Below are 19,307 nucleotides of genomic sequence, written 5' to 3'. Positions count from 1 at the left end.
AAGCCTCTTCTCCACAAAGGATTTACTATGTTGATCAGTATAAAATCATCTTGTAACAATTTATAACAAAAACAATAACAAAATGAAACAAAATAAATAAAAGACAAAATGAATTACTTCAATCTATACACGTTCTAGTTGTATCAACTATAAAAAAACACCTGAATTTCACTAAACAAGTCCAAAATCACTCATCATGCCATTGAAATTATTGCATTTTTAATTTCTCTTATTCTCTTGCATTCAAGGCTATCTTGTTATTATCAGCATCCCATGCAGCCCCAGAACAGCATGAGGCACCCAAGCAAAAAGGCAAACCACATCAACCTTTGCCATTTGAGTATTCTCTTAAATAAGAGAATCAGACATCAGTCAGAAAATTGACATTATGACTGTCTCAAAAGACGTTTTCATCAAGTGAGTGATAATTGCTGAGGCACAAGCTGACGTGGAACTTCATCTTAAGTTGGAGGGAATAAAATGAGCAAGAGCCGGATAAACACCGCCGTCTTCCGGGAAACAACCAAGCAGATGGTAATAACAAATATTTTGAGCTATTTTTTATTAATAGCCCAATGCTCCAGCAACTACGTGTTTTCTGGCCGGCTGATTAACCAAACTCCTAATAAAATAAAAGCCATTCCTGCCGTTTTCAACAATGAAACTGGTTCATTGAACCAAGGCAATAAGGCCGCCATTAAATAAACAAAAGCATAACTCAAACTAATAATAGGATACGCTTTATTCAATGGCAGATATTTCAAGGTAAAAAACCAACATAACATGGACAGTGCATACCCTGCCAACCCAGCCATAACCACCAGCAAAGGAGTATGATTTGCCCAAAGCCAATCGATATCCAGCCAATGTGCTGACAACGAAAGCTCCGGCAAACGGGCAACTCCCCATTTCAATTGCAATTGTGCTAAAGTGATCAACAAGGCGCTCACTATTCCCCAAAGATAACCTTTCATTAACTCAGGCTCATCAATAAAATGCCCAACATAATCGCAAAAACGCCGATCCAGTGTTTTAGCCCCACTTTTTCCTGATATAAAAATTGCCCAATCAGAGTCACTACGACAAAATTTATACTGAGAATAGGATATGCAATGCTCAGCGGCAAAAATTGTAATAATCGCAGCCAAAATATCATTCCTATGCCCAACAGAAGAATAGCACCGGACAACCATATCACCATAGATACCCCTTTATGGGGGGTATCTTTTTTTTGCCAACAAATAACTGCCTGTTTCTGACATAGTTGTCCGGCACAGGTTAGTAAACTAACCAAAAATAATAATACTATGTTGCTGCTCATGGTTGTTTCTGATAAATCACAAGGACAAAACGATGGTTACTGCGTATTTTATCTGGCTTAGGTAACTCAGGAAGTTCCCCAGTTGAAGACAACAGGAAAACAATCGCAACCTGGCCTTCTTTACGCGCTTTCTTTAACCATTCAGGAAATTCTTCGTGTGTTACATATCTATATCGGCTATCTGGGTAATTAAGGCCATATTCCAATTCGCCCGGACGATCAAACATATAAATGTCATTGCGTTTTAATTCCCATGCAATCGCCGCGCCTACCCCAACAGACTGAGACAGGATATATTTACTATCTGCCAATTCTTTTTCATTTTGTCTAATAAAGTGCTGAGGAAGTTTTGAGTTAATCGTTTTGTTAGGCAATGCAGCTCCGATCGATAAACTGAGCACAATGGAACAGGCCGCAGCCCATAACCAATATTTACCATCATGAATGAAGCATAGATAACCAATCCCACCCCAAACCCCAAAGGCAATAATACCCATAATCCATTTCAGCCATTCATTGGGTTGGTAGAGAGGATGACTAGTCAACGTTTCCAAGACAAACAGCACTAAAATAGCAATCACTCCAATGAAAACATTCACGAGTCCATTCATTTTTAATGCTTTCATATTGCCATTTTTGACACAATCAACAGCATATTTTGCCATCATCAGTGCCAATGGGCCGATAAATGGTAAAACATAAGTTGGTAATTTCCCTTTTGCTATACTGAAAAATGCAAATGGAACAATGAACCAGCAGAACAAGAAAAACATTTCTGGATGGTCTTTTTTCTCTTTCCAGCTTTTAACCAGCGCACCAGGCAGTAACCCTAACCACGGAATCACACCTAATACTAATATTGGCAAGTAATACCAAATGGGCGCAATATGTTGTGCTTTCTCAGAAGCAAAACGTTGTATATGCTCTACCCAGAAGAAGTAATGCCAATAGTCCGGCTCGCGTAAAGCAACTGCAATTACCCACGGCAAACTAATTAAAACAGCAAATATCACGGCAATAGGTCCAAAACGAACCATTTCCAGAAAACGTTTCTGGTATATTGTGATGGGTACCATTGCTATCACAGGTAACGCCAAAGCCAGAAATCCTTTGGTCATAAAAGCCATGCCGCAAACCAGTCCTAATGCAGACCATGCCAGAACCCGTTCTCGAGTACTTCCTGCCTTAAGTGCCCAATAGCAACTCACTATCCCCGCAGTAATCCATAAAGAGAACATCGGATCAAGGACACTATAGGTACCAATGGAAAGGACAATAAACATGGAAATATAAATCAGGCTTGCAACAAAAGCCGTCTGGCGACATTGCCACATCATCATGGCAAGCCGGTAAAACAAAAAGGCACTCAGCAGGATGCTGAATACAGAGCCAAAACGGACAGCAAAGTTATTATGTCCAAAAATCCATTGGCTGATATTATTAAACCAATAGCCAGCAACAGGCTTTTCAAAATAGCGGATATCTAAGAAGTAAGGAACAATCCAATCCCCACGTTGCAGCATTTCCCGGCTAATTTCAGCATACCGCGTTTCATCCGGTTGCCATAATAGGCGGCTATCCAGAGGTAATAGGTAAGTAAGAATAAAAAAAAGAGCCATCAGAACGGCTCCAGCTTTACTCGTCCGAGTATTCAACATAACTGTGTTATACCTCTTGTTGGCAACCTAACCAGCCTTCACGACCGGGAAAATCTGAACGTACAATTTTCCCAACAGGAAGCGTGTCTCTATTTTCAGGTAATAAATGACTTAACTTACAGAACTGAACACCTTGCTGATGAAGCATGTTCAATAGTGTTTCAAACTGTGAAGACTTCGACATACCTTCAACTTCGGTATGAATGGTATAAACCGGAACCCCACGCTCATTTTTGATGGCTTCAAGGATAAAATGATTAAAGCCATCATCGCTGACCTGTGTGCCAACAACTTCATCATAAGTCGGTAATGTGACAGGAATTTGTACAGTGCCCAAGTTTCCATCAGGCAAAAGTGGCCTAAATGGATGTGTCCCCCGACAATCGCTATTGTAACCAAACCCAAAACGCTGTTTAACCATCAGTACACGTTCGTCCGCTCGCCAGCCAGCAACAGCCGAACATGTAACAGGCTGCCCTGTCGCCATTTCCAACGCATTAATACCCAATCGCACTTGCTCTGTCAGTTCAGCTTCAGACCAGTCCCCCACTTTAGCCTGCCAGCCTTGATGATCCCACGCATGCAAACCAACTTCATGACCTGCATCCATCGTTTGTTTCATCAGGTAGCCCAGATCTTTTGCGATTTTTTTACCCGGCCATGCTGTACCTGCCAGCAAGATATCCAAACCGTAAAGGGATGCCGCATTTGATCTCAACATCTTCCAGAGGAATTTAGGCCGCAACAGGCGCCATAAATGGCGCCCCATGTTATCCGGCCCAACACTGAAGAAAAAGCTGGCTTGAATATCATACTGCTGCAAAATTTCAAGTAATCGCGGTACACCTTCCTTTGTGCCTCGATAAGTATCCACATCAATTCTCAAACCAACTTGTTTCATTACATTTAATTCCTGATGCCATTCTAATTTCCAATGAATCTCTAGTGTTTTCTTTTCAGTTCTTCAACCGCTCCACACAAGAAGAAATCCAATGTTTCGTCAATGGTTTGCTTCATATCAATAGTGGGTTTCCATCCCAACAAACGCTCCGCGTTTTTAATACTGGGTCTGCGATGTTCAACGTCCTGATAACCTTGGCCATAATAGCTACTACTTTCGATCTTCTTAAACCCAGCAAATGGTGGGAAATGCCCCCGAAGTTCGTGTTTTTCAAAGCTATCTAACAGCATTTCAGCCAGTTGCCGTATGCTGGCTTCATTTGTCGGATTACCAATATTGATAATTTGTCCGTCACACGCTCCATCCCGGTTTTCGATGATCCTGAGCAGTGCTTCAATGCCATCATAAATATCGGTGAAACAACGTTTTTGCTCACCGCCATCGACCAGCTTAATCGGAGAACCTTCAACTAAATTCAGAATTAATTGGGTAATGGCCCTTGAGCTACCAATACGGGCTGAATTCAAGTTATCCAATCTTGGTCCCATCCAGTTAAATGGACGGAATAAAGTGAATTTCAGGCCTTCTTTTACACCGTATGCCCAGATAACCCGATCAAGTAGTTGTTTGGAAACAGAGTAGATCCAACGCTGTTTATTAATTGGTCCCACAATTAAGCGTGAAGTATCCTCATCGAATTCCTTGTCGTCGCACATACCATAAACTTCAGATGTTGAAGGGAAAATAATCCGCTTATTGTATTTCACACAATAACGAACGATTTTCAGGTTTTCTTCAAAATCCAGTTCAAAGACACGTAATGGGTTGCGGGTATATTCAATGGGGGTAGCTATCGCCACTAATGGAAGCACGACATCACATTTTTTGATGTGATATTCAATCCATTCCGTGTGGATACTGACATCCCCCTCAATAAAATGAAAACACGGGTTGTCAATGAACCGTTCAATAGCAGAAGAACCAATATCCATTCCATAGATGTCATAGTTACCATCAGCCAACAAACGTTCTGTCAGATGGTTACCAATGAATCCGTTAACACCCAGAATCAGGACACGTTTCCGACGGCCAACTTGTGCCGTGGCTTTAGGGCCAACATAAACACCCGTCACAATGCCCATTTCAAGCGTGAGTCGGTTGCCTTGTACATACAGCCCTGATTCTCCCTGTCCGCTGATAATTTCCAATGCACCTTCACCACAGGCAATAACAAAGGGTTTCGTGGAAATGACGGTTCCGGGAAGTTTGCCATGAGCCTGATTAAGTGGTTTTGAACGCCAAATTGTAATTTTGCGCTCACCCAAGAAAGTAAATGCACCTGGGTATGGCTCTGTCACTGCCCTGACTAAGTTATTAATTTCCTTAGCTGATTTATTCCAGTCTATTTCACCATCTTCAGCAGTGCGACGACCAAAATAAGTTGCCTGACTTTCATCCTGTGGAATCAATGGATAATGACCCGATTTAATTTGAGGCAGGATGCCATTCAATAATTCAACGGCTGCTTCGCGTATTTTTCTATGGATATCCAGTGAAGTATCAGTTTCATCTATTTGTACAGCCTGCTGCGCGACAATATCCCCTGCATCCGGTTTTGCCAGCATTTTGTGCAATGTGACACCTGTTTCTGACTCGCCATTGAGTACTGCCCAGTTGACCGGAGCACGACCACGATATTTCGGCAATAGGGAGCCATGAAGGTTAAATGAGCCCTTTTCAGCCAGTGATAAAATTTCCTGGCTGAGCATATTGCGATAGTAGAAAGAGAAAATAACATCTGGTTTCATTTCACGGATGCGCTCGACCCAAAGTGGGTGATTCACATTCTCTGGTGCAAATACAGGCAACCCTAAATCAGCACCAATATGCGCAACAGATGAGAAAAAGTTATTTTCATGCGGATCATCCGTATGTGTAAATACCGCCTGAATATCAAAACCCGCCTTTACTAAAGCATCAAGTCCGATACAACCAATATCATGATAGGCAAAGATAACTGCTTTCATTAGCTTTCTTCCTGATTATCGTAGGTCTTTCTAACTCCGACCACTTTTTGAATAAAATAACGCGGACGGGCACGAACGTCGTTATATATCCTGCCGATATATTCACCAAGTAATCCCATTGCGACGAACTGTGCACCAATAAACATGAAAAGGATAGCAAATAGGGTAAACACACCTTCAGCAGCCCACATTGAGCCAAAAATAAGGCGTAGAGTAATCAATAATACCGCTAACAAGAAGCCAGTTACGGCAATGACACTTCCCACCACACTCAATAACCGCAATGGAGCTGTGGTCAGGCAGGTCAGAAGGTCATACATCAGGTTCACCAATTTCATGAAATTGTACTTGGAATCCCCGAATTCACGCTCTGCATGAGCCACATCTATTTCTATCGTTTTACGTGCAAAGGTATTAGCGAGTATGGGAATAAAAGTACTGCGTTCATGACATTGCAGCATCGCACGGACAATATGACGGCGGTAAGCTCGCAACATACAACCATAATCTCCCATTGAACGCCCCGTAGCTTTGGTGATCATCGCATTGATTATTTTGGACGCACTTTTACGGAACCAAGAATCCTGACGGTTAGCACGACGTGTACCCACGACGTCATAACCCTCTTCCGCTGTCTTAACCAAACGGGGGATCTCTTCTGGCGGATTTTGTAAATCAGCATCAAGCGTAATAATCAGATCACCATCAGCCTGATGAAATCCCGCCATAATGGCAGAATGTTGCCCATAATTGCGGTTAAGCAAAATAGCAATTATATGATTTTCTGGGATTTCAGCCGCTTGGATTAAAATATCGGCAGAGCTGTCACGGCTACCATCATCTATCAAAATCACTTCGTATTTCTGCTCAAGTTGTTGGCAGGCAGCGATCGTTCTTTTCAACAATTGGGGTAAACTTTCTTCTTCGTTATAAACAGGAATAACGATCGAAACTTTTTTGATCTGCTCAAACATCACTTACTTATGCTCCAAAAGAATTTCAGTTATCGCGTTCACAACACGATCTACATCATCGTTGTTCATATCTGGGAAAAGTGGCAATGAACAGAGTGTTGACGAGTTCCACTCAGATACAGGCAGGGAAAGATGAGGATAACGCTCCCTGTAATATTTTTGCGTATGCGCGGCCTTAAAATGCAAACCAGTGCCAATATTTCGATCCTTCAGACGTTCCATCAAAGTATCCCGATCAATACCACAGATAGTTTTGTCAACACGTACCATAAAAAGATGATGGGAATGCAAATGCTCATATTCAGGAACACTCAACATTTGCAAAGGTGAGTTGATAAGTGCAGCAGAATATCGAGCCACCAACTCACCACGGCGTGCGTTCATTGATGCTAATTTTCCTAATTGCACAACCGCTATCGCCGCATGGATATCTGATAAATTATATTTAAAGCCCGGTTCAACGACTTCTGCCTGAGGTTTTCTGCCTTGAATTTGTCGATCGAAAGCATCAACAGCCAATCCATGAAATTTTAAACAGCGGATCCGTTGTGCAAGTTCATCATCATCGGTAACGAACATACCGCCTTCAGCACAGGTCATGTTTTTAATAGCATGGAAAGAGAAGATGGCTGTTCCCCGCTCTCCTACCCACTCGTTTTTATAACGGGTTCCAACGGCATGAGCAGCATCTTCAATCAGAGGAATATTGGCTTCGTGAGCAACGGCACGCAAGGCATCAAGATCACAAGGTGCTCCTGCATAATGAACGGGAATAATAGCCTTGGTTTTTGGTGTAATGGCTTTTTTGATTGTTTCTGCACTGGCCATTAACGTATCACGGTCAATATCAACCATGACAGGCTCTGCGCCCAATAAACAAATTATGTTGATCGTGGAGACCCACGTTTGGGAAGGCGTAATGACTTCATCGCCAGGGCCTATGCCTAATGCCAGCAAAGCCAAGTGCATGCCCGCTGTAGCAGAACATAAGGCAATCGCATGCTTACACCCGAACAGGCGAGAAAAATCTTGCTCTAATTGATGATTTTGTGGCCCTGTCGTAATCCAACCTGAACGTAAAACTTTCTCTACTGCTTCTATCTCTTCGCTGCCAATTGCAGGACGAGAAAATGGCAAAAAACTGTCCATAATCGCCTTATGCCTTGCGTAATCTAAATTTGTTTTATGATCGAACGATTCTAGATGATGTTTGTTTAACGAAACCTCAACGAAGAAACAAATATTAGTCAACCAAGGTACCAAAAAAGATAGGCTTTAATGATTATGATATATTTCAATGACTGAAATTATAGATGGTTGACCCTCCATAATTTATAGTCAGTATTTTTAATATGTCTAATTTTTACTTCAAAAACTTCTGATAAATTTCGTTCAGTCATTACTTTCTGTGGTATACCAGATGTTAATAATTTGCCATGTGAAAGTAACCACACCCCCGTTGCTTGCTCATAAGTATGATCAAGGTCATGGCTACTCAGCAGTACCGCTCCCCCCAATGAACAAAATTTTTTGATCAACTTATCTAAAATAGCTTGTTGGGTAATATCAAGATTATTTGTAGGCTCATCAAGCAAAAGCAATCTTCCGTCAGGATTCAATTCCGTCCATACTTGAAAAAAAGTTCCGGCCAGCCTGACACGCTGCCACTCTCCGCCAGACAGTTGACCAATTGGAGAAGAAAGTAATGGAAGGAGCTTCATTTGCTGGCAGAGTTCATATAGTACGTTTTCACTCTGAGCCAGTGGAGCCGATTCAGGGCGGAACATGTCCAAGTATTGGAAGACGGGCATAATGGGAGTAGACGATGATTGAGAAAACCAAGCCCGGCATCTTGCCTGTTCGTGTTGACGGTAATGTCTCAAGTCTCGGCCAATTAAATGAATACAGCCGCTGTAGGATAAAACTCCCGCAATCGCTGAAAGCAAAGTACTTTTCCCTGAACCATTTAATCCAACCAAATGAATTTGCTCTCCAGCCATAACAGATCCAGACAGTGCTTTCAGCCTGTTATTAACACTAACGTTATCCAATTCCAGAATCGGTTTGTTAGCCATGTTCTTACTCTCGCCTTATTACCTTTATTATTAGTTGGATAGCCCTTTGTTTTTAATAATGGTGGGCTCTTAATAAAAGCCATATAAAAACGGGAGCACCTAAGGTCACAGTAACGACTCCAATCGGTACCTCTGCGTGAGATAATGACAATCGGGAAAATAAGTCAGCCAATAACAAACCACAACTCCCCGCTAACGCACTGGCTGGAAGCAGTGCCTTATGATCAGTCAAGCCAATTAATCTTAAGATATGCGGAATGACTAAACCGATAAAACTTATCGCTCCTGCAAGAGCAACGCTCAATCCAACTAATAATCCAACCACTGATACAAATAAATTGCGCCATTTGTGATGAGATATACCTAGTTGTCGTGCCTGCGATTCTCCAAGCGAGAGATAATTCAAAATGTTCCCCTTGCGGCTTAACCATAAGATAGCGGGAAATAATGCAATTACTAACCATTTCTGACGCCAGTCAATGCCGCTGAAACTTCCCATCATCCAATACATCAACTGCCTTAAATCTAAACTCGTACTGAAATAAACCATCCATGTCATCAAGGCCCCAAATATCACTCCGAAAGCAACGCCAATCAATAGCAAACGAGCATTCGTCACTTGATGACTCCGGGAAAATCCCAATAAAATTGCTGTCATAAAAAGCGCTCCAAGTACTGCTCCAACACTTAATAACCATAATGGAGCAATACCATGAAAAGCCAGTATCAAACATACCACGACAACGCCTGCACCATTACTGACCCCAAGTAATCCCGGCTCTGCCAGCGGATTTTCAAACAACGCCTGCATAATGGTGCCTGATACGGCCAAACTAGCCCCGACAGCCATCACTGCAAGCGCTCTGGGTAATCTCAATTGCCAAATAAATAACCGAGCAGAATCAGATAACCATTGATCAGGCCAGAACCAGATTTCACCGGCACATAATGACAAAACAAACAGGATAATGAAAAAAACAGACAGAATTGCTATCACTTGATGGTTACGTTTTCTCTGATAAGTGATCAACTCATAAACAGAGTGCATGGTGATATGGACCATTTAGAAAAAAAAACTCATCCCGTTGCTGACAATGGGATAAGAAAGATAAGAAAAAGACCGCACAAGTGCGGCCTTTTTGTGTATTTATTCTTTGGGTAACGCTTTTTCTACCCGATTTTTCAACTTTTGGCCTGGGCGAAAAGTGACAACACGGCGAGCCGTAATCGGAATATCCTCTCCTGTTTTTGGATTCCGGCCTGGACGTTGATTTTTGTCTCGCAAATCAAAGTTGCCGAATCCAGATAACTTAACCTGCTCCCCGTTCTCTAAAGAGCGACGCACTTCTTCAAAGAACATCTCCACTAGATCTTTAGCGTCACGCTTGCTAATACCCAGTTTTTCAAAAAGATTTTCTGACATTTCAGCTTTAGTAAGCGCCATAAGTTCAGTCCCTCAAGGATGCTTGGAATCGCTGTTCTAATGCAGCAACGCATTTGTTAACGGTCGCAGCAATTTCTTCTTCTTCCAGTGTACGCATGGTATCCTGCAAGATTAAGCTAATAGCAAGGCTCTTGTAGCCTTCCGCGACACCTTTACCACAATACACGTCAAATAAGTTTATGCCAACTATATGATTTACGCCAACTTTCTTACATTCAGCCAGAACATCTTCTGCGGCTACATTTTCAGGCACAACTACAGCAATATCACGGCGGTTAGATGGGAAGCGAGAAACTTCCGTCATCTCAGGAATTACGCGGTCTGCCAGACTAGGCCATAACAACTCGAATACCACGGTACGGCCGTTTAAGTCAAGTTTACGCTCCAGTTCTGGATGAACAACACCAATATAACCAATGTAACTATTTTCCAGATAAATCCCAGCACTTTGCCCAGGATGCAAAGCGGAATGTTCTTCTGATTTAAAGGAAACGTCTGACATTTTACCTGTTAATTCTAAAACGGTTTCTAAATCACCCTTCAAATCAAAGAAGTCAACCGCTTGTTTTTCAATCGACCAGTGTTCTTCGAAACGATTTCCTGCAATAACGCCAGCAAGCATCAATTCCTGACGAATGCCATTCTCCGCATTTTCATCTGGTACAAATCGCAAACCAGTTTCAAATAAACGCACACGGCTCTGTTGGCGGTTCTGATTATACGCAACAGTAGTTAATAACCCTGTCAGCAGGGATAATCGCATCGCAGACATATCCGCCGAAATAGGATTAGGCAGGATCAATGCTTCTTCCTGTGGATGCAGATGTTGCTGAATCTTAGGATCAACAAAGCTATAGGTAATTGCTTCTTGATAACCTTTGTCCACCAGCATTGTTTTGACGCGTTTCAGAGACAAATCGGCTTCGCGATGCGAAGTCATCATAAGATCAGCACGCACTGGCACGTCAGGAATATTGTTGTAACCGTAAATACGGGCAACTTCCTCCACTAAATCTTCTTCGATCTGCATATCAAAACGCCAGCTAGGTGCAACAGTTTGCCAACTATCACTCTGGACTATTACTTGGCAACCTAAACGTGTCAGAATATCCGTTACCTGCTCATCAGCGATATAATGACCAATCAGGCGATCCAATTTCTTACGGTGCAGTGTAATAGTTGCGGGTTTTGGCAAATGAGACTCACTCGTCACATCAACGATTTCTCCCGCCTCTCCACCACAGATGGCAATCAACAGCTGAGTAGCATATTCTATCGCTTTATGCTGAAGTTGTGGATCAACCCCTCGTTCAAAGCGATGAGAAGCATCCGTATGCAGTCCATAACGGCGAGCACGCCCTGCAATTGCCAACGGTGCAAAAAATGCAGACTCCAGCATAATATGCTGAGTTTCCACATTAACTCCCGAATATTCTCCACCAAAAATCCCGGCTATAGCAAGTGCTTGCTTTTCATCAGAAATTACTAGTGTTTCAGCAGAAAGTTCTGCTTCATTGCCATCTAATAGGGTGAGCTTTTCACCTTGCTCAGCCATACGAACAATAATTGAGCCATTTAAACGCTCTAGATCGAACGCATGCAACGGTTGCCCTAGTTCAAGCAAAACATAGTTGGTGATATCAACAACGGGATCAATGGAACGAATACCACCACGGCGCAGTTTTTCACGCATCCACAACGGAGTAGTAGCCTTGACATTCACATTTTTAATAACACGACCCAAATAACGAGGGCAAGCTTCAGGAGCATCAACACGGATAGGGAATGTCGTGTCTATGGTTGGCTTAACCGTTTCGATTTTTGTTTCGGTCACAGACAATTTATTGATGACCGCTACGTCACGGGCTACACCCATGATGCTCAGGCAATCAGCACGGTTTGGTGTGATGCTGATTTCAATTGCGTTATCATCTAATTTCATGTAATCACGCAGATCAGTGCCAATCGGGGCATCTGCTGGCAATTCGATAATTCCATCATGATCGTTAGTAATACCTAGTTCAGAAAACGAACACAGCATTCCTTCCGACGGCTCTCCACGCAGCTTGGCAGCTTTAATTTTGAAATCACCGGGTAGTACAGCTCCAACTGTAGCCACAGCAACACGAAGACCCTGACGACAATTTGGTGCACCACAAACAATATCCAGCAGACGTTCGCCGCCGACATCAACTTTTGTCACACGTAATTTATCTGCGTTCGGATGTTGGCCACATTCAACAACTTCACCAACAAATACGCCATGGAACTGGCCTGCCACTTTTTCAACACCATCAACTTCCAAACCAGCCATGGTGATTTGATCAGACAATGCTTCACTGCTAATGGCTGGGTTTGCCCACTCGCGTAACCAGAGTTCACTGAATTTCATGAGATATACCCGCCTTATTTAAATTGTTTGAGGAAACGCAAATCATTTTCAAAGAATGCGCGCAAGTCTGTAACACCATAACGAAGCATGGTCAGACGCTCCATTCCCATACCAAAGGCAAAACCAGAATAGACTTCAGGATCAATACCAACGTTACGCAATACGTTCGGATGTACCATGCCGCAGCCCAACACTTCCAGCCATTTGCCATTTTTGCCCATGACATCAACTTCTGCGGAAGGCTCTGTAAATGGAAAGTAAGAAGGACGGAAACGAACCTGCATATCTTCTTCAAAGAAGTTGTTCAAAAAGTCATGCAGTGTACCTTTCAGGTTGGTAAAACTGATATTTTTATCAACAATCAGTCCCTCTACCTGATGGAACATTGGGGTATGTGTCTGATCATAATCATTGCGATATACACGTCCTGGCGCAATGATACGGATAGGTGGCTGACTATCTTTCATGGTACGAATCTGTACCCCAGATGTCTGAGTACGTAATAAGCGTGTCGCATCAAACCAGAAAGTATCATGATCAGCCCGTGCCGGATGGTGCGCAGGAATATTCAGCGCATCAAAATTATGATAGTCATCTTCGATTTCTGGCCCCGATTCAACAGAAAAACCCAGTTCGCCAAAGAAAGTTTCAATACGTTCAATCGTGCGGGTAACAGGATGCAATCCACCATTTTCCATACGGCGGCCAGGCAATGAAACATCGATTTTTTCTGCTGACAAGCGTGTATTCAGAATATCTGATTCTAACTTTGCTTTACGCGCATTCAATGATTCTTGAACTTCTTGTTTCGCCTGATTAATAACAGCTCCAGCCGCTGGACGCTCTTCAGCCGGTAAATCACGCAGCGATGACATCTGGAGAGTTAAATGGCCTTTTTTTCCCAGGTATTCAACTCGCACCAAATCCAACGCGGCAACATCCTGGGCTTCTTCTACGGCTGCTTTTGCCTTTGCAACCAGCTCAGTAAGATGTGACATCGTTTTCCTCTTCCTTTGGCCAGATGGCCCTTTAGTTGTTATCGACTATGCCCTCAAATTATCTATTGATGAGGCCATAAAAATAAAAAAGCCTCCACACTGGAGGCTCAAGCGCTATTTTTCGTTTCTTTTCTTACGCGCAAAGCCCCCTGTTCTCAGGTGCTAAAGTAAAAGAAGAAACGAAAAAAGGCTAATTTCATCATGTCGGTTCTCTCTCCTGTATCCTTTTTAAACTGGCTACTCGTGATCTGATTATGATTCAAATCTAAATAATAGACTAAGTAATAATAACTTAGAAAATAATAACCTAAACAATAGTAGGCCACATTTTGGAAAAAAGTAAAAGAGGGAGCAAGCTCCCTCTTTTAACCTGACTTATGCCAGAGCACCCTTCGCTTTTTCAACCAGAGCAGCAAATGCTACTTTGTCGAATACAGCAATGTCAGCCAGAATCTTACGGTCGATTTCAATCGAAGCCTTTTTCAGGCCATTGATGAAACGGCTGTAAGACATGCCGTTCTGACGTGCAGCAGCGTTGATACGTGCAATCCACAGTTGACGGAACTGACGTTTACGCTGACGGCGGTCACGGTAAGCGTACTGACCAGCTTTGATAACAGCCTGGAAAGCAACACGATAAACGCGCGAACGGGCACCGTAGTAACCTTTCGCTTGTTTCAAAATTTTCTTGTGACGTGCACGGGCAATAACACCACGTTTTACGCGAGCCATATACTTCTCCTATCGTCTCTAAATTCTAATCTAAAAAATTGCTTATGCGTATGGCAGACAAGCAACAACCAGGCCCAGATCACCTTTGGAGACCATGCCTTTTGGACGTAAATGACGTTTACGCTTAGTTGATTTCTTAGTCAGAATGTGACGAAGGTTAGCGTGCTTACGCTTGAAACCGCCGCTTGCGGTTTTTTTGAAGCGTTTAGCTGCGCCGCGTACTGTTTTAATCTTTGGCATTTTAATTTCCACTTCGCATTGTTAATTACAACGAACTAGTAAGGCGAATAGACTCCATCCAGAAATTGGCTGGAGTCTATTACTTGTTTGCCTGACTATTTCTTCTTAGGAGCGAGCACCATGATCATCTGGCGGCCTTCAACCTTCGTTGGGAAGGATTCAACCACTGCCAGTTCATTCAGATCGTCACGGATACGGTTAAGCATTTCGATACCAATCTGTTGGTGCGCCATTTCACGCCCACGGAAACGCAGGGTGATTTTGGCTTTATCGCCATCTTCCAGAAAACGAATCAGGTTGCGTAGTTTGACCTGATAGTCGCCTTCATCTGTACCAGGACGGAATTTAATTTCCTTGACCTGAATAACTTTTTGTTTCTTTTTCTGTTCTTTGACTGACTTACTCTTCTCATAGAGGAATTTGCCGTAATCCATGATACGACAAACTGGCGGTTCGGCATTTGGGCTGATTTCCACTAAATCAACACCAGCTTCCTCAGCTTTCTCAAGAGCTACCCTCAGACTGACAATACCAATCTGCTCGCCATCTAATCCAGTTAAACGAACTTCAGAGGCGCGAATCTCTTCATTAATGCGATTTGGGCGCGCCGGTTGAATTCTTTTTCCGCCTTTAATACCTTATTCCTCCAATTGATGAAGATTACGACTGCGTATTTCTGTCAGCAGTTTTTCTGTAAATTCACTGACGTCAATGCTACCTAAATCCTTGCCGCGGCGAGTACGGACAGATACTTTTCCTGACTCGACTTCTTTATCACCACAAACAAGCATGTAAGGTACACGACGCAGAGTGTGTTCACGGATTTTAAAACCAATCTTCTCATTTCTCAAGTCTGCTTTTGCACGAATGCCCGCATCTTGAAGTTTTTTAGCCAATTCCTGTACATAATCTGCCTGACCGTCAGTAATATTCATGACGACGACTTGCTGAGGAGCCAACCATGTTGGGAAAAACCCAGCATACTCTTCTGTCAGGATACCGATGAACCGTTCCAGAGATCCCAGAACCGCACGGTGAATCATTACAGGAACCTTACGTTCGTTATTTTCACCTACATATGACGCACTCAAACGCGCTGGCAGTGAAAAATCGAGTTGCACAGTACCACATTGCCACGCACGATCCAAACAATCATATAGAGTAAATTCAATTTTAGGGCCATAAAATGCACCTTCGCCCGGTTGGTATTCAAACTCAATACCTTTTTGGGTTAATGCTTCAGCAAGATCGGCTTCTGCTTCATCCCACTGTTTTTCTGTGCCAATGCGTTTCTCTGGGCGAGTTGATAATTTAACGACAATCTTCTCGAAACCAAATGTACTGTAGACGTCGTAAATCATTTTGATGCAGCTACTGACTTCCTGGAGAATTTGATCTTCAGTACAGAAGACATGAGCATCATCCTGAGTAAAGCCACGTACACGCATTAAGCCATGCAAAGCCCCTGATGGCTCATTACGGTGACAACTACCAAATTCAGCCATACGCAGAGGTAAATCACGATAAGACTTCAACCCTTGGTTGAAAATCTGGACGTGCCCTGGGCAGTTCATTGGTTTTACACAGTATTCACGGTTTTCAGATGAAGTCGTGAACATATTTTCTTTATAGTTTTCCCAGTGCCCCGTTTTTTCCCACATGATGCGATCCATCATGAATGGGCCTTTAACTTCTTGATACTGGTACTCTTTCAGTTTTGTACGGACAAATGTTTCCAACTCACGGAAGATTGTCCAGCCATCATTATGCCAAAACGCCATGCCTGGTGCTTCTTCCTGCATATGATACAGGTCAAGCTGTTTACCGATTTTACGGTGATCACGTTTTGCTGCTTCTTCCAAGCGTTGTAAATAGGCATTAAGCTGTTTCTTATCAGCCCAAGCAGTACCATAAATACGTTGCAACATTTTGTTGTCGCTATTGCCGCGCCAATATGCCCCAGCAACTTTTTGCAGTTTGAAATGATGGCAGAAACGCATATTAGGAACATGCGGCCCACGGCACATATCAACATATTCTTCATGGTGATACAGACCCGGACGATCATCATGGCTGATATTTTCATCCAAAATCTGGATCTTGTATTCTTCGCCACGAGCTGCAAAGGCATCACGCGCCTCTTGCCAACTGACTTTTTTCTTAATGACATCGTAGTCTTTTTTGGCAAGTTCAAGCATACGCTTTTCAAGCAACTCGATATCTTCCTGCGTCAAAGAGCGATCCAAATCGACATCGTAATAGAAGCCATTATCAATCACTGGGCCGATAGCCATTTTCGTATTAGGCCACAATTGCTTAATGGCGTGCCCCAACAAATGTGCACATGAGTGGCGAATGATTTCCAGACCTTCTTCATTCTTGCTAGTGATAATCGCGAGATTGGCATCGGTTTCAATTAATTCACACGCATCAACCAACTCACCATTAATACGGCCGGCGATACATGCTTTTGCCAGGCCGGCACCGATATCACGCGCCACATCCATTACGGAAACAGCATGCTCAAATTGACGTTGACTACCGTCAGGAAGAGTAATTACAGGCATTTAAAATCCTTATATACAGTGGTGACCCACACGAAAGATCACTTGCATTAAATCAAATTTATTATTAATCAGAACGTTAGAAACAAATTCTTGCTTCACTCCGCAAGATGTGCACACATTTTAAGGGCACATTTTGAAAATGTATCCGGTACATTTGCCTAACTCGCCCGACATACTATCACACAGAGTAGGTGTTAAAATAGCTTATCTTGATATTACATCAGGTTAATCAATTGATTGATAATTATTCTGGTGGAAAATCTAAAACAATTCTTTTGATAATTACCAATGTGAGGAAAGTGACCGAGTTCCATCATAGAGCGTTTCACACCATGAAACATAATCATGGCCACTGGGTAACTCACGGGTTTCTAATGGATAGCCTTTCTGGGTTAATATTTCACTCAACCGATAGTGATTCTGAATAATACCTCCCCAACTTCCCCGTTTTTCAAATAACCCGGCCTCAAGATAAAAACGGAGTGGTTTCTTTTCCATCGTTGCAATTTTTCGCAATAACCACTCGTGCTCTTCACCTTCCGGCGCCCACCAATAAGAGCCTGACATACTCAGTACATTGCCGAACAGTTCCGGGTGCTGCAATGCGTTCCAGGCAGAAGCCAGACCGCCATAGCTTGAGCCAGCAATAATCGTTCTTTCAGTCGGAGCGCTGATACCTTTTGCAACAAGTGCCGGCATCAGCTCCTTTGCGAGAAACTGCGGAAAATGTTCATTAGGTGGCAATTCCTTACTTCGCAGCTTTGGACTTATGCTGTCGACAAATACAATATATATTGCGGGCATTTTCCCTGCGGATATCCATTTATCAAAAAAATCTGCCATCTGATAGGCATACAGATAAATCTGCCCATCAAGTAACACCAACATTGCTGGAGTTGACGTCTCTATAGCAGGGTGTAATACCGCAATCTCCCGGCTGTTACCCATCACTTTACTCTCGAGACGAAAGCTCTCCAGCCTGCCTTTGCGATGATAATTTTCTATTTCTCTGAAATGGCACTGACGCTGTTGCGGGGCAAGTGATAGCAATGAAAAATGATTGTATTTATCCCGCCGTGATGTCGGAGATGGAAAGTGGTTCAAGGGATCGGCCTGTGCGGTTGTCAGTATCGCCTTACGCTGAGCAATACCACCTTGAGCTATTTTAGGAACATCTGGGGCAATCTTGTATTGCATCAGAGTGTCATCAGGAACGATAAACGTTCTGTACCAAACATCTGAACCGGGTAAATGGGACATTACCTCATGATTACCGGAAGGTGCTCCCAGAATATGAACGTTAGATTTCGCACCTTGCCATAGGAAAGTCACTTTCATTTGTTGTTCTGAATGAGGTTCAACAAGTGGTGTTCCTATTACACTGATCTCATTCCAGAAGTGTGCCGTAGAACCGCCCTCTTCTATTGTTTGCTTTAATTGCTGCAACTTCGGGCTGATAAGCTCACCTTCAGCCTGAATAGCAAAAGGTTGATAATCCTGTATATCAAAGCTTATCTGCCACCTTTGCTCTGGCTCTCCTTGCAGCTGCAGATGGTATTGCTCTGTTATCGGCACAATGTAAGAAACTGATTGCGCCTCCTGAACCGGAACGCGTTCAAGCAATACTCTGTAAGGTTGGTTATCAGCATCTGACAGAGTTATGGATGAGAAACCCTGTCCCTTCAACTGAATATATTGTTGGTCTGAAAACTGGATAACCAGACAACTTTTACCTTCTTTATTATATATACCTTCAATTAACCGGCTTTGAGCAATCGCCTGAATACAATCCGGCTCTGAAGCTATAGCCAATGTTGGTATCAACATAGCGCCAATGAGTGGGAGAGCTTTCACGTATTTTCCTAATATTAACGCGATGCTCGACTTTAACATCCTATGACGTTGGCTTGTTGAAGCCAGTCGCGTTGACTTTTACCTTGTTTAAAATTGGCAAAAATGCCCAACGTATGAGAAAGCA

General features: G+C 42.9%; 18 protein-coding genes and 1 other annotated feature. All 18 genes read right to left on the bottom strand.

Annotated features, from left to right (window positions below; translation table 11 throughout):
- Nucleotides 1-587: 587 nt before the first annotated feature.
- The gene (gene arnF / locus AAC854_RS11130) at nt 588-974 is read right to left on the bottom strand and encodes a 4-amino-4-deoxy-L-arabinose-phosphoundecaprenol flippase subunit ArnF (protein WP_340617159.1); all 387 of its coding nucleotides are present in this window, start codon (nt 972-974) and stop codon (nt 588-590) included.
- Nucleotides 974-1,321, bottom strand: coding sequence for a 4-amino-4-deoxy-L-arabinose-phosphoundecaprenol flippase subunit ArnE (arnE, locus tag AAC854_RS11125; protein ID WP_340617158.1), 348 nt, complete (start codon nt 1,319-1,321; stop codon nt 974-976). Before arnE ends, arnF begins: the two co-directional genes overlap by 1 nt.
- The gene (gene arnT, locus AAC854_RS11120) at nt 1,318-2,979 is read right to left on the bottom strand and encodes a lipid IV(A) 4-amino-4-deoxy-L-arabinosyltransferase (protein ID WP_340617157.1); all 1,662 of its coding nucleotides are present in this window, start codon (nt 2,977-2,979) and stop codon (nt 1,318-1,320) included. Before arnT ends, arnE begins: the two co-directional genes overlap by 4 nt.
- 7 nt (nt 2,980-2,986) lie before the next feature.
- Complete coding sequence (gene arnD, locus AAC854_RS11115; protein WP_340617156.1) at nt 2,987-3,880, bottom strand: 4-deoxy-4-formamido-L-arabinose-phosphoundecaprenol deformylase; 894 nt, start codon at nt 3,878-3,880, stop codon at nt 2,987-2,989.
- 41 nt (nt 3,881-3,921) lie between these two features.
- Nucleotides 3,922-5,907, bottom strand: coding sequence for a bifunctional UDP-4-amino-4-deoxy-L-arabinose formyltransferase/UDP-glucuronic acid oxidase ArnA (gene arnA / locus AAC854_RS11110; RefSeq protein WP_340617155.1), 1,986 nt, complete (start codon nt 5,905-5,907; stop codon nt 3,922-3,924).
- Nucleotides 5,907-6,881, bottom strand: coding sequence for an undecaprenyl-phosphate 4-deoxy-4-formamido-L-arabinose transferase (gene arnC / locus AAC854_RS11105; protein WP_340617154.1), 975 nt, complete (start codon nt 6,879-6,881; stop codon nt 5,907-5,909). The genes arnA and arnC overlap by 1 nt, the downstream gene beginning before the upstream one ends.
- Before the next feature lie 3 nt (nt 6,882-6,884).
- On the bottom strand, nt 6,885-8,030 hold the full coding sequence (gene arnB / locus AAC854_RS11100; protein WP_340617153.1) for a UDP-4-amino-4-deoxy-L-arabinose aminotransferase: 1,146 nt from the start codon (nt 8,028-8,030) through the stop codon (nt 6,885-6,887).
- Between the two features lie 158 nt (nt 8,031-8,188).
- Nucleotides 8,189-8,956, bottom strand: a complete 768-nt coding sequence (btuD, locus tag AAC854_RS11095; RefSeq protein ID WP_340617152.1) for a vitamin B12 ABC transporter ATP-binding protein BtuD — start codon at nt 8,954-8,956, stop codon at nt 8,189-8,191.
- Between the two features lie 52 nt (nt 8,957-9,008).
- Nucleotides 9,009-10,004, bottom strand: coding sequence for a vitamin B12 ABC transporter permease BtuC (gene btuC, locus AAC854_RS11090; RefSeq protein ID WP_340617171.1), 996 nt, complete (start codon nt 10,002-10,004; stop codon nt 9,009-9,011).
- Nucleotides 10,005-10,103: 99 nt separating this feature from the next.
- Nucleotides 10,104-10,400, bottom strand: a complete 297-nt coding sequence (ihfA, locus tag AAC854_RS11085) for an integration host factor subunit alpha (RefSeq protein ID WP_038233943.1) — start codon at nt 10,398-10,400, stop codon at nt 10,104-10,106.
- A gap of 4 nt (nt 10,401-10,404) precedes the next feature.
- The gene (gene pheT / locus AAC854_RS11080) at nt 10,405-12,792 is read right to left on the bottom strand and encodes a phenylalanine--tRNA ligase subunit beta (protein WP_340617151.1); all 2,388 of its coding nucleotides are present in this window, start codon (nt 12,790-12,792) and stop codon (nt 10,405-10,407) included.
- 14 nt (nt 12,793-12,806) lie between these two features.
- Nucleotides 12,807-13,790, bottom strand: a complete 984-nt coding sequence (gene pheS, locus AAC854_RS11075) for a phenylalanine--tRNA ligase subunit alpha (protein WP_340617150.1) — start codon at nt 13,788-13,790, stop codon at nt 12,807-12,809.
- 81 nt (nt 13,791-13,871) lie between these two features.
- Nucleotides 13,872-13,994: a sequence feature (Phe leader region), on the bottom strand.
- A complete protein-coding gene (pheM, locus tag AAC854_RS24275; protein WP_366301101.1) occupies nt 13,946-13,990 on the bottom strand; it encodes a pheST operon leader peptide PheM in 45 nt (14 codons plus the stop codon). It overlaps the preceding feature by 45 nt.
- A gap of 171 nt (nt 13,995-14,165) precedes the next feature.
- Nucleotides 14,166-14,522 (bottom strand): 50S ribosomal protein L20, encoded by a 357-nt coding sequence (gene rplT, locus AAC854_RS11070; protein WP_010847342.1) that lies wholly within the window; start codon nt 14,520-14,522, stop codon nt 14,166-14,168.
- A gap of 42 nt (nt 14,523-14,564) precedes the next feature.
- Entirely contained in the window at nt 14,565-14,762 is a 198-nt protein-coding gene (rpmI, locus tag AAC854_RS11065) for a 50S ribosomal protein L35 (protein WP_006118955.1), read from the bottom strand.
- Nucleotides 14,763-14,857: 95 nt separating this feature from the next.
- Nucleotides 14,858-15,397 (bottom strand): translation initiation factor IF-3, encoded by a 540-nt coding sequence (gene infC / locus AAC854_RS11060; RefSeq protein ID WP_072061405.1) that lies wholly within the window; start codon nt 15,395-15,397, stop codon nt 14,858-14,860.
- A 3-nt stretch (nt 15,398-15,400) separates the two neighbouring features.
- Entirely contained in the window at nt 15,401-17,329 is a 1,929-nt protein-coding gene (thrS, locus tag AAC854_RS11055; RefSeq protein ID WP_340617149.1) for a threonine--tRNA ligase, read from the bottom strand.
- A gap of 282 nt (nt 17,330-17,611) precedes the next feature.
- Entirely contained in the window at nt 17,612-19,183 is a 1,572-nt protein-coding gene (locus AAC854_RS11050; protein ID WP_340617148.1) for an alpha/beta hydrolase-fold protein, read from the bottom strand.
- Nucleotides 19,184-19,307: the final 124 nt, after the last annotated feature.

Source organism: Xenorhabdus entomophaga (assembly GCF_037996725.1).
In the GTDB taxonomy this organism is placed as follows: domain Bacteria; phylum Pseudomonadota; class Gammaproteobacteria; order Enterobacterales; family Enterobacteriaceae; genus Xenorhabdus; species Xenorhabdus khoisanae.
This window is presented reverse-complemented; position numbering and strand designations above follow the sequence as displayed.

What these genes read in the sequence shown, in the direction of transcription:
- arnA (WP_340617155.1), bottom strand. Translation starts at nt 5,907, where the DNA reads ATGAAAGCAGTTATCTTTGCCTATCATGATATTGGTTGTATCGGACTT.
- arnB (WP_340617153.1), bottom strand. Translation starts at nt 8,030, where the DNA reads ATGGACAGTTTTTTGCCATTTTCTCGTCCTGCAATTGGCAGCGAAGAG.
- btuD (WP_340617152.1), bottom strand. Translation starts at nt 8,956, where the DNA reads ATGGCTAACAAACCGATTCTGGAATTGGATAACGTTAGTGTTAATAAC.
- arnT (WP_340617157.1), bottom strand. Translation starts at nt 2,979, where the DNA reads ATGTTGAATACTCGGACGAGTAAAGCTGGAGCCGTTCTGATGGCTCTT.
- pheS (WP_340617150.1), bottom strand. Translation starts at nt 13,790, where the DNA reads ATGTCACATCTTACTGAGCTGGTTGCAAAGGCAAAAGCAGCCGTAGAA.
- arnD (WP_340617156.1), bottom strand. Translation starts at nt 3,880, where the DNA reads ATGAAACAAGTTGGTTTGAGAATTGATGTGGATACTTATCGAGGCACA.
- ihfA (WP_038233943.1), bottom strand. Translation starts at nt 10,400, where the DNA reads ATGGCGCTTACTAAAGCTGAAATGTCAGAAAATCTTTTTGAAAAACTG.
- rplT (WP_010847342.1), bottom strand. Translation starts at nt 14,522, where the DNA reads ATGGCTCGCGTAAAACGTGGTGTTATTGCCCGTGCACGTCACAAGAAA.
- rpmI (WP_006118955.1), bottom strand. Translation starts at nt 14,762, where the DNA reads ATGCCAAAGATTAAAACAGTACGCGGCGCAGCTAAACGCTTCAAAAAA.
- pheT (WP_340617151.1), bottom strand. Translation starts at nt 12,792, where the DNA reads ATGAAATTCAGTGAACTCTGGTTACGCGAGTGGGCAAACCCAGCCATT.
- arnE (WP_340617158.1), bottom strand. Translation starts at nt 1,321, where the DNA reads ATGAGCAGCAACATAGTATTATTATTTTTGGTTAGTTTACTAACCTGT.
- thrS (WP_340617149.1), bottom strand. Translation starts at nt 17,329, where the DNA reads ATGCCTGTAATTACTCTTCCTGACGGTAGTCAACGTCAATTTGAGCAT.
- arnF (WP_340617159.1), bottom strand. Translation starts at nt 974, where the DNA reads ATGAAAGGTTATCTTTGGGGAATAGTGAGCGCCTTGTTGATCACTTTA.
- arnC (WP_340617154.1), bottom strand. Translation starts at nt 6,881, where the DNA reads ATGTTTGAGCAGATCAAAAAAGTTTCGATCGTTATTCCTGTTTATAAC.
- btuC (WP_340617171.1), bottom strand. Translation starts at nt 10,004, where the DNA reads ATGCACTCTGTTTATGAGTTGATCACTTATCAGAGAAAACGTAACCAT.